We start from the raw sequence: 14,135 nt of genomic DNA on the forward strand, positions 1-14,135 counted from the left end.
AGTACGCGTACTGCGTACCACCCCTCAGCCGTCGAGCCGTCGTTCAGTCAGTCCTCCGAGGAATCAGAGGGATCCGAGGATTCCCTGGATTCCTTGGAATCCTTGGAATCCGTGGGCTCTTTGGAGTCCGTGGGCGTGTCGTCGGGACCCTCGTCCTCCGTCCCGGTCTCGTCCGACCCGGTTCCGGCCTCCGCACCCGGCAGCTGCGGCTTCGGTGGCCGAGGGCGGCCGCCGGGGCCGTCCCGGAGGAAGGAGGCGGCTGTGTCGCCGGTCTCGGTCGCGTGGCCCCCGGCCTGCGCGGCAGGCCCGCCGCCGTCCCGTCTGCGCAGATAGCGCTCGAACTCCCGGGCGATCGCCTCGCCGGACGCCTCCGGCAGGTCGGCGGTGTCCCGGGCCTCCTCCAGCGACTGCACGTACTCGGCGACCTCGCTGTCCTCGGCGGCCAGCTGGTCGACGCCCAGCTGCCAGGCCCGCGCGTCCTCGGGCAGCTCGCCCAGCGGAATGCGCAGGTCGATCAGGTCCTCCAGGCGGTTGAGGAGGGCCAGCGTGGCCTTCGGGTTCGGCGGCTGCGACACGTAGTGCGGTACGGCCGCCCACAGCGACACGGCCGGTACGCCCGCGTGCGTGCACGCCTCCTGGAGGATGCCGACGATGCCCGTGGGGCCCTCGTACTTGGTCTCCTCCAGGTCCATCGTGCGGGCCAGATCCGCGTCCGACGTCACCCCGCTGACCGGTACCGGACGCGTGTGCGGGGTGTCGCCGAGCAACGCGCCCAGGATCACCACCAGCTCCACGCCGAGCTCGTGCGCGAAGCCGAGCAGCTCGTTGCAGAACGAGCGCCATCGCATCGACGGCTCGATACCCCTGACCAGTACCAGGTCGCGCGGCTTCTCACCGCCGACCCGGACCACCGACAACCTTGTCGTCGGCCATGTGATCTTGCGGACACCGCCGTCCAGCCACACGGTGGGGCGGTTCACCTGGAAGTCGTAGTAGTCCTCGGCGTCCAGCGCCGCGAACACCTCGCCCTTCCATTCCTTGTCCAGATGTGCGACCGCGGTGGAAGCGGCGTCGCCGGCGTCGTTCCAGCCTTCGAACGCGGCCACCATGACCGGGTCGATCAGCTCGGGAACCCCCTCGAGCTCGATCACCCAGTGCCTCCTTCCGACGTGCCCTCACGTACGCCTCAACCTTACGGCGTACGAAGGGGGCCTCCGCAGCCCCCTTGCACGGGGGAGTGAACGGATCACTGCCCCACCGGGGGGCCGGAAACACGCGTGACCGCCACCCGGCCTCGTCGGGCTGCCGAGGGACCTGGTGGATGCCCGGGGCGCTTCACAGGGTCGAGCGCAGCCACTGTTCCACGCTCGCGATATGCACCGTCGCCCATGAGCGGGCCGCCTCCGCGTCGCGGTCGCGCAGGGCCGTGAGGATCGCGCGGTGCTCGTGCAGGGTGCGGCTGACCGCGTCCTCCTGGGTGAGTCCCCGCCAGATGCGGGCTCTGGTGGTGGGCCCGGAGAGGCCGTCGAGGAGCGAGCAGAGCACCGAGTTCCCCGAGCTCTGCACGATGCCACGATGGAACTCCAGGTCGCTGGCGACGAGTTCCTCCACCGAGGGTGCCTCGCCGAGCGCGTCCAACTGGGCAGCCAGTGCCTTCAGTTGCTGCTCGCTGATGCGCGAGGCGGCCATCGCCGTGGCGGCCGGCTCCAGAATGCGGCGGACCGCGAGGAATTCCAGCACCGTGTCGTCGCGGTGGAAGTCGACGACGAAGCTCACCGCCTCCAGGAGGAGTTGGGGGTCCAGGCTGGTGACGTACGTGCCGTCGCCCTGTCGGACGTCCAGAATGCGGATGAGCGACAGGGCGCGTACCGCCTCGCGCAGGGAGTTGCGGGACAGCCCGAGTTCGGCGGCGAGTTCGCTCTCCTTGGGAAGCCGGTCGCCGGGGCGCAGCGAGCCGGAGACGATCATTTCCTTGATCTTCTCGATCGCCTCGTCGGTGACTGCCATGGCGGGTCTCCCTGTCGTTCAGCATGCCGTTCGGGATGTCGCCAAGGCATCCGCTCAGACATCCGATGTCTCAGCTCATTATGCGGGTCGGCGGGCTGACCAGGACACGGAATCCGACGCCGGCTCAGCCGAGGGCAGGCAGGCCGGCCTCGTCGAGGGGCCCTTTGTCACCGGAAGCGTGTGTGAGGGGCGGCTCCCGTCGCAGCCGCCCCTCACACGCACAGCAAGGTCTACTTCTTGTCGAGCAGATCCTGCACCTTGCCCCGTACCTCGTCCGTGGCAAGCCCACGGATCGTCAGCGTCGTACGACGGCGCAGCACGTCGTCCGCCGTCTCGGCCCACTCGTTGTCCCGGGCGTAGACGACCTGCGCCCAGATCTCCGGCGCATCGGGGTGGACGCGCCCGGCGAGCTCCGTGTTGTCGTTGGCGAGGCGCGCGATGTCGAAGGCCAGCGAACCGTAGTGGGTCGCCAGGTGCCTGGCGGTGTCGGCCGCCATCCGCGGGCCCGGCGCCGGGCCGTCGGCGAGCAGACGGTGCGCGACCGCACGCGGGTTGGCGACACCGGGCAGCGGCATCTTCTTCGGCAGCGAGGAGATCGGCTCGAAGTCGTCGCCCAGCGGGTGCCCGGGCAGCGACTCCAGCTTCTTCATGACCGTACGGCCGATGTGGCGGAAGGTGGTCCACTTGCCGCCCGCGACGGACAACATCCCGCCGCGGCCCTCGGTGACGACCGTCTCGCGCTTGGCCTTCGAGGTGTCGCCGGGGCCGCCGGGCAGCACACGAAGCCCCGCGAAGGAGTACGTGATCAGGTCACGGGAGAGCTGCTGGTCGCGGATGGAGAACGCGGCCTCGTCCAGGATCTGGGATATGTCCTTCTCGTTGACCGCGACATCCGCCGGGTCACCCTCGTACTCCTCGTCGGTGGTGCCGAGCAGCAGCATGTCCTCCCAGGGGAGAGCGAAGGTGATGCGGTACTTGTCGATGGGGGTGGCGAGCGCGGCCTTCCAGGGGGCGGTGCGCCTGAGGACCAGGTGCGCGCCCTTCGAAAGGCGGATGGAGGGAGCCGAGTCGGGGTCCTCCAGCTTGCGCAGGTGGTCGACCCAGGGGCCGGTGGCGTTCAGCACCAGGCGCGCCGACACCCCGAACTCGTCACCGGAGAGCCGGTCCCTGAGCTCCGCACCGGTCACCCGGCCCTTGGTGAAGCGCAGCCCGGTGACCTCGGCGTGGTTGAGGACGACGGCACCGGACTCGACGGCCGCGCGGACCGTCATCAGGGCCATCCGGGAGTCATTCATCTGGTCATCGCCGTACACGGCCACGGCCTTGAGGTTGTCGGTGCGCAGCTCGGGCACGTCCTGTGCGGCCTTCGAGGGGCTCAGGAGGTGCCCGACGCCGTCGCCGAAGGCGGACAGCGCCGAGTACGCGAACACACCGGCACCGAGCTTCGCGGCGCCGTGCGGGCCGCCCTTGTACACGGGGAGGTAGAAGGTCAGCGGGTTCGCCAGGTGGGGGGCCACCTGGCGGGAGACCGCACGGCGCTCGAAGTGGTTCTCCGCCACCAGCTTGACCGCGCCGGTCTGCAGGTAACGCAGACCGCCGTGGAGGAGCTTGGAGGAGGCGGAAGAGGTGGCTCCGGCGAAGTCGCCCGCGTCCACCAGGGCCACCCGCAGCCCGGACTGCGCCGCATGCCAGGCGGTGGAGATGCCCAGGATGCCGCCGCCGATCACGAGAAGGTCGTACGAGGCCTTGGAAAGCTGCTCCCGGGTTTCGGCGCGACTGGGGTTCGAGCCGGGGGCCGGGCGCGTACCGAGGGCAGGTACGGACTGCAGGGTGGACTGGGTAGTCATGCGGGTTCTTACTCCTCGCCAGTGTTGTCGTCGAGCCAGCCCATGGACCGCTCGACGGCCTTGAGCCAGCTCTTGTACTCACGGTCACGCGTCTCCGCGGCCATGTTGGGGGTCCATTCCGCGGCCCGGCGCCAGTTGGCGCGCAGGTCCTCGGTGTTGGTCCAGAAGCCGACGGCGAGACCGGCGGCGTAGGCGGCGCCGAGGCAGGTGGTCTCGGCGACCATCGGGCGCACCACGGGGGCGTCCAGGACATCGGCCAGGGTCTGCATCAGCAGGTTGTTGGAGGTCATGCCGCCGTCGACCTTGAGGGCCGTGAGCTCGACGCCCGAGTCCTTGGTCATGGCGTCGCTGACGTCACGGGTCTGCCAGGCGGTGGCCTCCAGGACGGCGCGTGCGATGTGCGCCTTGGTGACATAGCGGGTCAGCCCGGTGATCACGCCGCGGGCGTCCGGACGCCAGTACGGGGCGAACAGGCCGGAGAAGGCCGGCACGAAGTAGGCACCTCCGTTGTCCTCGACCGAGGACGCGAGCGTCTCGATCTCGGCGGCGGACTTGATCAGGCCCATCTGGTCGCGCATCCACTGCACCAGCGAACCCGTGACGGCGATGGAGCCCTCAAGGGCGTAGACCGGCTTCTGGTCGCCGATCTGGTAGCCCACGGTGGTCAGCAGCCCGCTGTAGGAATTGATGATCTTTTCACCGGTGTTCATCAGCATGAAGGTGCCGGTGCCGTACGTGGACTTGGCCTCGCCCTCGGAGAAACAGGTCTGGCCGAACAGGGCCGCCTGCTGATCGCCGAGCGCGGAGGCGACGGGGATGCCGCCGAGCAGCTCGCCGAGCCTGCCGCCGGTGATCTCGCCGTAGACCTCGGCGGAGGAGCGGATCTCGGGCAGCATGTTCAGCGGAACGCCGATGGACTCGGCGATCTTCGGGTCCCACTTCATGGTGTGCAGGTTCATCAGCATGGTGCGGGAGGCGTTGGTGACGTCGGTGACGTGCCTGCCGCCGTTGACACCGCCCGTCAGGTTCCAGATGACCCAGCTGTCCATGGTGCCGAAGAGGATGTCGCCGGCCTCGGCGCGCTCACGCAGGCCCTCGACGTTGTCGAGCAGCCAGCGGGCCTTGGGCCCCGCGAAGTACGAGGCGAGCGGCAGGCCCGTCTCGCGGCGGAAGCGGTCCTGGCCGACATTGCGGCCGAGCTCCTTGCAGAGCGCGTCGGTGCGGGTGTCCTGCCAGACGAGGGCGTTGTATACGGGCTCACCGGTGTTCTTGTCCCACAGCAGCGTGGTCTCACGCTGGTTGGTGATGCCGATGGCCTTGATGTCGTCGCGGGTGATGCCGGCCTTCTCGATGGCTGAGGCGACGACCTCCTGGACGTTGGTCCAGATCTCGGTGGCGTCGTGCTCGACCCAGCCCGGCTTCGGGAAGATCTGCTCGTGCTCCTTCTGGTCGACGGAGACGATACGGCCGTCCCGGTCGAAGACGATGCAGCGGCTGGACGTGGTGCCCTGGTCGATCGCGGCGATGAACGGCCCTGTGCCGTGGGAGGAAGTGCCTGTGGTCTGTGCTTCGGTCACGGTGTGCTCCTGAAGATTCCGTGTGAAGGGGCTGTATCTACGGCGCTGTGCTCTGCGGCGGTGCTGTGTGAAGCGGTGCAGTGAAGCGTGCGGCTCTCGGGCGGTGCTCACAAACGGTGCTCACAAGCGGTGCTCTAAGCAAAGGCGACGTTGTAGATGCCCGCAGCGATCGCGCCGCCGATCAGTGGACCGACGACCGGGATCCAGGCGTAGCTCCAGTCGGAACCGCCCTTGTTGGGCAGGGGGAGCAGGGCGTGCACGATGCGCGGGCCGAGGTCACGGGCCGGGTTGATCGCGTAGCCGGTCGGGCCACCGAGGGAGAGGCCGATGCTCACCACGACGAGCGCGGTGATCAGGGCGCCCAGGGTGCCGAGGCCGTCGCCGTTGCCGTTCAGGCCCTGCGTGAGGATCGCCAGGATGAGCACGAAGGTGCCGATGATCTCGGTGGCGAGGTTCTGCCACGCCTTCCGGATCTCCGGGCCGGTGGAGAAGATGCCGAGCACGGGGCCCGCGCCCTTCTCCTCGGCCTCGACGGCCTTGGTCTTGACGACCTTCTCGCCCGGCTCGCCGACGACCTCGGGGTCGGTGAGGTGCGCGTGGAACTGGCCGTAGTACGCGACCCAGACCAGGGTGGCACCGATCATGGCGCCGAGCAGCTGGCCGCCCCAGTAGATGGGGACGTTGTCCCATCCGCCGTCCTTGATGGCGAGCGCGAGAGTCACGGCCGGGTTGAGGTGTGCGCCGGAAAGGGGCGCCGAGATGTAGACCGCGGTCAGTACCGCGAAGCCCCACCCGAAGGCGATGGCCAGCCATCCGGCGTTGCGTGCCTTGGAGGCCTTCAGCGTGACGGCGGCGCACACGCCACCGCCCAGCAGGATGAGAACGGCGGTACCGATGGTCTCGCCGATGAAGATGTCGGAGCTGGACACCCGCGACTCCTTTGTCGTTCGTCCAGGGGAAGCCGAACCCCGGGTCCCTCCGGTGGTTCGTGCTCTCAGGGAGAGAGAGCGATGCGGCCCTTGGCGTTGTCACACTCTAACGCGTATTGCCGTTAGTTGTTCGACAATGCCGACCGATGGACGGGAGTCTCGCTCTCGTGTTACCGGCACGTCAAGAGCACTGTTATCGAAAACACGATCGTTATCGATTGCTGTGAGCCATCGATCTTGCGAGCGAACGACGAGGGCCGGGACGCCCTTGGCATCCCGGCCTTCTCCTGTACGAACGTAAGAAATCTGTGGGTTTCAGAAGCGCCCGGCGCCCAGGTCCCGCGACACCGCGCGGGCGCAGTCCCGTACCGCCGCGATCAGCTCGGGGCGCAGCTCCCCGTCCGTGCAGACCCGCTCCACGGCCCCGGCGATGCCGACCGCGCCGACCGGCATCCGCCGCCGGTTGTGGATGGGGGCGGCGACCGAGGCGACGCCTGTCCAGGTCTCCTCGACGTCGTCCGCGTACCCGCGCGCGCGGGTCAGGTCGAGCACGCCCTCGAACTGCTCCAGCTCGCTCACGGTGCGCGCCGTGAACGCCTTGCGCTCGGCCTCCAGGACCTCGCTGTGCGCCACCGGGTCGTATGCGGACAGGACTTTGCCCAGCGCCGTGGAGTGCAGCGGCTGCATGGCCCCGACCTCCAGGACCTGGCGGCTGTCGTCCGGCCGGAACACGTGGTGCACGATCAGCACGCCCTGCTGGTGCAGCACGCCCAGATAGACGCTCTCACCGCTGGAGCGGGCCAGATCGTCCGTCCAGACCAGGGCGCGCGCCCGCAGCTCGTGCACGTCGAGATAGGTGGTGCCGAGCCGGAGCAGCTCGGCGCCCAGCTGATAGCGCCCGGAGAGACCGTCCTGTTCGACGAAGCCCTCCTGCTGAAGAGTGCGCAGGATGCCGTGGGCCGTACCCTTCGCCAGGCCGAGCGAGGAGGCGATGTCGGACAGACCGAGCTGTCGCTCGCCGCCCGCGAGGAGCCGCAGCATCGCTGCCGCCCGTTCGAGCGACTGGATGTTCCGTGCCATCGCCGTGCTGCCTCCGTCCCCTTCGACCGTCGGCGGTCGATTCACTGCCGCAGTTCGGCAATGTCGAACACTACCGTTCCCTGTTGACCTCCCGCTAATGGATGGTCGCCACATATTTCGTCCGTCCGGACACCGCAGCCGCATCCGCCACGCCCGTCCGTCTCCTGGACGCCCCGACCCTATGGCCGTGCTCCGGGCTACCCTGACCGGGTGCGCGTTCCATGGGAAGCGCAAAGCCGACAGCCGTCGCACTCCAGGGAGCATCTTCATGGCCTCGTTGCCGAACCCGTCCCTTTCGTCCGAGCTTGCCGAGAGCCGGGCGCGTGCCGGAGCACTCCGCCAGGCCCTCGCCACCCGCGTCGTGGTGGCCGACGGAGCGATGGGCACGATGCTCCAGGCGCAGGACCCGACTCTGGAGGACTTCCAGCAGCTCGAGGGCTGCAATGAAATCCTGAACCTCACCCGCCCCGACATCGTCCGGTCCGTCCACGAGGAGTACTTCTCCGTGGGCGTCGACTGCGTGGAGACCAACACCTTCGGCGCCAACCACTCGGCGGCGACCGAGTACGAGATCGCCGACCGCATCTTCGAACTGTCCGAGTCGGGCGCCCGGATCGCCCGCGAGGTCGCCGACGAGTTCGGCGCCAAGGACGGCCGCCAGCGCTGGGTCCTCGGTTCGATCGGACCGGGCACCAAGCTGCCGTCGCTCGGCCACATCGCGTACGACGTCCTGCGCGACGGCTACCAGAAGAACGCCGAGGGCCTGCTCGCCGGCGGCGCGGACGCCCTGATCGTGGAGACCACGCAGGACCTCCTCCAGACCAAGTCCAGCCTGGTCGGCGCGCGCCGCGCGATGGAGGCCCTCGGCCTGGAAGTGCCGCTGATCTGCTCGCTCGCCTTCGAGACCACGGGCGTCATGCTGCTCGGCTCGGAGATCGGCGCGGCGCTCACCGCGCTTGAGCCGCTCGGCATCGACCTGATCGGGCTGAACTGCTCCACCGGTCCGGCCGAGATGAGCGAGCACCTGCGCTATCTGGCCCGCCACTCGCGTACGCCGCTGATGTGCATGCCGAACGCCGGTCTGCCCGTACTGACCAAGGACGGCGCCTACTTCCCGCTGACCGCACCCGAGATGGCCGACGCGCAGGAGACCTTCGTACGCGACTATGGCCTCCAACTGGTCGGCGGCTGCTGCGGTTCGACGCCCGAGCACCTGCGCCAGGTTGTCGAGCGCGTGCGCGACATGGCGCCGGGGACCCGCGACCCGCGCCCGGAGCCGGGTGCCGCCTCCCTCTACCAGACGGTGCCGTTCCGTCAGGACACCGCCTACATGGCGATCGGCGAGCGGACGAACGCCAACGGGTCGAAGAAGTTCCGTGAGGCGATGCTGGAGGCCCGCTGGGACGACTGCGTGGAGATGGTCCGCGACCAGATCCGTGAGGGCGCGCACATGCTCGACCTCTGCGTCGACTATGTCGGCCGTGACGGTGTCGCCGACATGAAGGAGCTGGCCGGCCGCTTCGCCACCGCCTCCACGTTGCCGATCGTGCTGGACTCCACCGAGGTCGACGTGCTCCGCGCGGGCCTGGAGAAGCTGGGCGGCCGGGCGGTCATCAACTCGGTCAACTACGAGGACGGCGACGGCCCCGAGTCCCGCTTCGCGAAGGTCACCCAACTGGCCCGCGAGCACGGCGCCGCGCTGATCGCGCTGACCATCGACGAGGAGGGCCAGGCCCGCACCGTCGAGCACAAGGTCGCCATCGCCCAGCGGCTGATCGAGGACCTGACGACGAACTGGGGCGTCCACGAGGCGGACATCCTCATCGACACCCTGACCTTCACCATCTGCACCGGCCAGGAGGAGTCCCGCAAGGACGGCATCGCCACCATCGAGGCCATCCGCGAACTCAAGCGCCGCCACCCGGACGTACAGACCACCCTGGGCCTGTCCAACATCTCCTTCGGCCTCAACCCGGCCGCCCGCGTCCTGCTGAACTCGGTCTTCCTCGACGAGTGTGTCAAGGCGGGTCTGGACTCGGCGATCGTCCACGCGTCGAAGATCCTGCCGATCGCGCGCTTCGACGACGAGCAGGTCCAGACGGCCATGGACCTGATCTACGACCGTCGCGCCGAGGGGTATGACCCGCTGCAGAAGCTGATGGCGCTGTTCGAGGGCGCCACCACCAAGTCGCTGAAGGCGGGCAGGGCCGAGGAACTGGCCGCCCTCCCGCTGGACGAGCGGCTCAAGCGGCGCATCATCGACGGCGAGAAGAACGGCCTCGAACAGGATCTGGCCGACGCCCTGGAGCTCCGTCCCGCCCTCGACATCGTCAACGAAACGCTCCTGGACGGCATGAAGGTGGTCGGTGAGCTCTTCGGCTCCGGCCAGATGCAGCTTCCGTTCGTGCTCCAGTCCGCCGAGGTCATGAAGACCGCGGTGGCCTACCTGGAGCCGCACATGGAGAAGTCGGACGCGGAGGGCAAGGGCACCATCGTGCTGGCCACGGTCCGCGGCGACGTCCACGACATCGGCAAGAACCTCGTCGACATCATCCTGTCCAACAACGGCTACAACGTCGTCAACCTGGGCATCAAGCAGCCGGTCTCGGCGATCCTGGACGCCGCCCAGGAGCACCGGGCCGACGTCATCGGCATGTCAGGACTGCTGGTCAAGTCCACGGTGATCATGAAGGAGAACCTTCAGGAGCTCAACCAGCGTGGAATGTCCGCCGACTACCCGGTGATCCTCGGCGGCGCAGCACTGACCAGGGCGTACGTCGAGCAGGACCTGTACGAGATCTACCAGGGCGAGGTTCGCTACGCCCGCGACGCCTTCGAGGGCCTGCGCCTGATGGACGCGCTGATCGGGGTGAAGCGGGGGGTGCCCGGAGCGGTGCTGCCCGAGCTGAAGCAGCGCCGGGTGCGGCCCGCGGCCGCGGTCACCGAGGTCGAGGAGCGCCCGGAAGAGGGGCATGTGCGTTCCGACGTCGCCATCGACAACCCGGTGCCTACCCCGCCCTTCGCGGGCACCCGCGTCATCAAGGGCATCCAGCTCAAGGAGTACGCCTCCTGGCTCGACGAGGGCGCGCTGTTCAAGGGCCAGTGGGGCCTGAAGCAGGCACGCGCGGGCGACGGGCCGACGTACGAGGAACTGGTCGAGACCGAGGGCAGGCCCCGGCTGCGCGGCCTGCTGGACAAGCTGCAGACCGACAACCTGCTGGAAGCGGCCGTCGTCTACGGCTACTTCCCGTGCGTCTCCAAGGACGACGACCTGATCATCCTGGACGAACAGGGCAACGAGCGCACCCGCTTCACCTTCCCTCGCCAGCGCCGCGGCCGTCGGCTGTGCCTGGCCGACTTCTTCCGCCCGGAGGAGTCCGGCGAGACCGACGTCGTCGGCCTCCAGGTCGTCACCATGGGCTCGCGGATCGGCGAGGAGACCGCCAAACTCTTCGAGTCCAACTCCTACCGGGACTACCTCGAACTGCACGGCCTGTCGGTCCAGTTGGCCGAGGCCCTCGCCGAGTACTGGCACGCCCGGGTGCGCTCCGAACTCGGTTTCTCCGGCGAGGACCCGGACGCGATGGAGGACATGTTCGCCCTGAAGTACCGGGGCGCCCGCTTCTCCCTCGGCTACGGTGCCTGCCCCAATCTGGAGGACCGCGCCAAGATCGCTCAGCTGCTTGAGCCGGAGCGCATCGGCGTCGTGCTCTCCGAGGAGTTCCAGCTCCACCCGGAGCAGTCCACGGACGCGATCATGATCCACCACCCGGAGGCGAAGTACTTTAACGCGCGCTGATCGGACACGACGTAGACTGGTCGGTCCACCGCAGGCCGGTTGCCCCCTTGCTACAGAGGGGCGACCGGCCTGGTTGTCCCTCAAGGAGGTGCGCCAGGATGACAAGCACTGTCCCCGCGCTCGGTACCCGTACGGCCGAAGGCTCTGCCCTGGAGGCTGTGCTCCTCGACATGGACGGCACTCTGGTGGACACCGAGGGCTTCTGGTGGGACGTCGAAGCAGAGGTCTTCGCATCCCTCGGCCATGTGCTCGACGACTCCTGGCGGCATGTGGTGATCGGAGGTCCGATGACCCGCAGCGGCGGGTTCCTCATCGAGGCCACGGGAGCCGACATCACCCTCGCCGAGCTCACGGTGCTGCTGAACGACGGCTTCGAGGCCCGGATCGGCCACTCGCTGCCGCTGATGCCGGGGGCGGCCAGACTGCTCGCCGAGCTGGCGGCGCACGAGATTCCCACCGCCCTGGTCTCCGCCTCGCACCGGCGGATCATCGACCGCATCCTGGCCTCCATCGGTCCCCAGTACTTCGCGCTCACCGTGGCGGGCGACGAGGTGGAGCGGACCAAGCCGTTCCCCGACCCGTATCTGCTGGCGGCCGCGGGACTGGGCGCGACACCGGCCCGGTGCGCTGTCATCGAGGACACCGCGACGGGGGTCGCCGCCGCCGAGGCGGCCGGCTGCCGGGTGGTCGCGGTTCCCTCCCTGGCTCCCATCGCGCCGGCGGCCCGACGCACGGTCGTGGCCTCTCTGGAAGAGGTCGACCTGCCTTTTCTCCGGGGCCTGATGACGGAAATGCGCTAGGCGTTCACCCAGCGTGCGGAACTGAATACGCGAGGGGCCCCGAGTGCCCCTCGGTGGATCCGCGGTGAATCCGCCGAGGAAATTGAACGAGGGCTGGATGGCCGAATTCCGGTGCCCTCTACCTGAGTTACCTGTGTGACGTTCGCCACTCAACCAGGGGTCGACATCGGGTCTGGCATATGCCGCCAACTCCCATCCAGGGGTGGGTGACGTGCCCTTGTGTCCTGATTGGTGAATCGCTGCACGAATCCTTCCGCTGTCGGGTTGTCGGTGTGTCCATGCCCGGTATCACAGCGTGATGGGAACTCAACTCCAGTCCCTGGGAGCCGGGGTGGCGGTGCGGACTAATGTCGTCGCGAGAACATCGCCGTATCCCCGTGACCCGCAGCACCACCCCTGCATGCCGGGCTCGCGGAATCTACAGCTCTGGAGAAACTCGAGCATGAACCGCAAGACTTTGGTGCTGCCGGCCGTGATCGGCCTGCTCGCCCCGGTGCTCGCCGCGTGTGGGGGGTCCGACGGCGGGAGCGGCAGTGGCGACCCGATCGTTGTCGGCACCACCGACCGGTTCATCGCATCGAAGGATGCCCCCGCTCCCGTCGACCCGGCGTACGCGTACGACGTCGGTACCTGGAACATTCTCCGCCAGACCGTGCAGACGCTGATGATCATTCCGCGCGGTGACGGCGAACCACAGCCCGAGGCCGCCGAGGAATGCGGCTTCACCGACACGGGCAACGAGCGCTACGCCTGCAAGCTGCGCAAAGATCTGAAGTTCGCGAACGGCGATCCCGTCACCGCGAATGACGTCAAGTTCTCGATCGACCGGGCCCTGTCGATCCAGGCCGACAGTGGTGTGTTCGCGCTGCTGTCCACCATCGACACCGTCGAGACCCAGGGCGACCGCGACGTGATCTTCCACCTCAAGACCGCGGACGCCACCTTCCCCTTCAAGCTGTCGACCCCGGTCGCCGGCATCGTCAACCCCGACGACTACGACAAGGGCAAGCTGCGCGACGGCTTCAGCATCGACGGCTCCGGCCCATACACGTTCAAGGCCGAGGTGAAGGACGACGAGCTCGTCAACGCCGTCTTCACCAAGAACCCCAACTACAAGGGTGTTCTGTCGATCAAGAACAGCCAGGTCGAGATGCGTTCCTTCGCGGACGCCGACACGATGGGCGACTCGCTGAACAAGGGCGACATCGATCTGATGACCCGCTCGATGACGCCGGAGCAGATCAAGAAGCTCGGCAGCGCCACGGACAGCAACATCGACCTGATCGAGATGCCCGGCCTTGAGATCCGCTACCTGGCCTTCAACACAGACGACCCCTCGGTGAAGTCCGCGGCGGTCCGCCAGGCCATGGCCCAGGTCATCAACCGCGGCGAGCTCGTCTCCAAGGTCTACGGCACCTCGGCCGACCCGCTCTACTCGCTGGTCCCGGCCACCATCACCGGCCACTCCAACTCGTTCTTCAACAAGTACGGCGAGCCGAGCGTGAGCAAGGCCAAGACGCTGCTGGAGCAGGCCGACATCACCACACCGGTGAAGCTCACCCTGAACTACACGACCGACCACTACGGCTCGGTCACCGCCGACGAGTTCGAGCAGCTGAAGCAGCAGCTCAACGCCAGCGGCCTGTTCGACGTCGACATCAAGGGCGCGCCCTGGGAGACGTTCCGCCCGGCTGAGCAGAAGGGCGAGTACCAGGTCTACGGCATGGGCTGGTTCCCGGACTTCCCGGACGCCGACAACTACCTGGCGCCGTTCCTCGACAAGGACAACTTCCTCGGCTCGCCCTACGCGAACACCGAGATCCGCAGCACCCTGATCCCGGAGTCCCGCCGCGAGGCCGACCGTCTCACCGCTTCGAAGAGCATCACCGAGATCCAGGACATCGTGGCCGACGACGTACCCATGCTGCCGCTGTGGCAGGGCAAGCAGTACATCGCCGCGCGGGACGACATCACCGGCGCCGAGTGGGCGCTCAACTCCTCCTCGACCCTGCAGCTGTGGGAGCTCGGTCGTGGAGTGAGCGGCTGACGGACCTGCCCTCGCCGGGCCCGATGCCGGGCCCGGCATCGGCGAGTTC

9 protein-coding genes are annotated in these 14,135 nt (G+C 68.2%); 3 read left to right on the forward strand and 6 right to left on the reverse strand.

Going from position 1 to position 14,135, the window contains the following annotated elements; translation table 11 throughout:
* Positions 1–47 precede the first annotated feature (47 nt).
* The 6 genes from ACFWP7_RS11795 to ACFWP7_RS11820 all read right to left on the reverse strand — a co-directional run bounded on the left by ACFWP7_RS11795 (position 48) and on the right by ACFWP7_RS11820 (position 7,440).
* Positions 48–1,151 carry a PAC2 family protein gene (locus tag ACFWP7_RS11795; RefSeq protein WP_384379886.1) on the reverse strand — a complete coding sequence of 368 codons (1,104 nt, stop codon included), beginning with the start codon at positions 1,149–1,151 and terminating at the stop codon, positions 48–50.
* Between the two features lie 184 nt (positions 1,152–1,335).
* Positions 1,336–2,007, reverse strand: coding sequence for a FadR/GntR family transcriptional regulator (locus ACFWP7_RS11800; protein WP_384379889.1), 672 nt, complete (start codon positions 2,005–2,007; stop codon positions 1,336–1,338).
* A gap of 230 nt (positions 2,008–2,237) precedes the next feature.
* On the reverse strand, positions 2,238–3,854 hold the full coding sequence (locus ACFWP7_RS11805; RefSeq protein WP_384379892.1) for an FAD-dependent oxidoreductase: 1,617 nt from the start codon (positions 3,852–3,854) through the stop codon (positions 2,238–2,240).
* 8 nt (positions 3,855–3,862) lie between these two features.
* Positions 3,863–5,431, reverse strand: a complete 1,569-nt coding sequence (gene glpK, locus ACFWP7_RS11810; protein ID WP_384379895.1) for a glycerol kinase GlpK — start codon at positions 5,429–5,431, stop codon at positions 3,863–3,865.
* Between the two features lie 134 nt (positions 5,432–5,565).
* Positions 5,566–6,360, reverse strand: a complete 795-nt coding sequence (locus tag ACFWP7_RS11815; protein WP_384379898.1) for an MIP/aquaporin family protein — start codon at positions 6,358–6,360, stop codon at positions 5,566–5,568.
* 315 nt (positions 6,361–6,675) lie between these two features.
* The gene (locus ACFWP7_RS11820) at positions 6,676–7,440 is read right to left on the reverse strand and encodes an IclR family transcriptional regulator (protein ID WP_384379901.1); all 765 of its coding nucleotides are present in this window, start codon (positions 7,438–7,440) and stop codon (positions 6,676–6,678) included.
* Between the two features lie 268 nt (positions 7,441–7,708).
* On the opposite strand from ACFWP7_RS11820, the gene metH reads away from it, so the two are divergent.
* The 3 genes from metH (at position 7,709) to ACFWP7_RS11835 (ending at position 14,086) form a co-directional block, all read left to right on the forward strand.
* Complete coding sequence (gene metH / locus ACFWP7_RS11825) at positions 7,709–11,239, forward strand: methionine synthase (protein WP_384379904.1); 3,531 nt, start codon at positions 7,709–7,711, stop codon at positions 11,237–11,239.
* A 98-nt stretch (positions 11,240–11,337) separates the two neighbouring features.
* Positions 11,338–12,039: an HAD family hydrolase gene (locus ACFWP7_RS11830; protein ID WP_384379907.1), complete on the forward strand. Its 702-nt coding sequence runs from the start codon at positions 11,338–11,340 to the stop codon at positions 12,037–12,039.
* A gap of 442 nt (positions 12,040–12,481) precedes the next feature.
* A complete protein-coding gene (locus ACFWP7_RS11835) occupies positions 12,482–14,086 on the forward strand; it encodes an ABC transporter substrate-binding protein (RefSeq protein WP_384379910.1) in 1,605 nt (534 codons plus the stop codon).
* Positions 14,087–14,135: the final 49 nt, after the last annotated feature.

The sequence above is a fragment of the Streptomyces sp. NPDC058470 genome (assembly GCF_042721055.1).
GTDB lineage: Bacteria > Actinomycetota > Actinomycetes > Streptomycetales > Streptomycetaceae > Streptomyces.

Bases quoted from the DNA above. Each gene is read 5' to 3' on its own strand.
- metH (WP_384379904.1), top strand. From the start codon at position 7,709: ATGGCCTCGTTGCCGAACCCGTCCCTTTCGTCCGAGCTTGCCGAGAGC.
- ACFWP7_RS11800 (WP_384379889.1), bottom strand. From the start codon at position 2,007: ATGGCAGTCACCGACGAGGCGATCGAGAAGATCAAGGAAATGATCGTC.
- ACFWP7_RS11805 (WP_384379892.1), bottom strand. From the start codon at position 3,854: ATGACTACCCAGTCCACCCTGCAGTCCGTACCTGCCCTCGGTACGCGC.
- ACFWP7_RS11835 (WP_384379910.1), top strand. From the start codon at position 12,482: ATGAACCGCAAGACTTTGGTGCTGCCGGCCGTGATCGGCCTGCTCGCC.
- ACFWP7_RS11820 (WP_384379901.1), bottom strand. From the start codon at position 7,440: ATGGCACGGAACATCCAGTCGCTCGAACGGGCGGCAGCGATGCTGCGG.
- ACFWP7_RS11830 (WP_384379907.1), top strand. From the start codon at position 11,338: ATGACAAGCACTGTCCCCGCGCTCGGTACCCGTACGGCCGAAGGCTCT.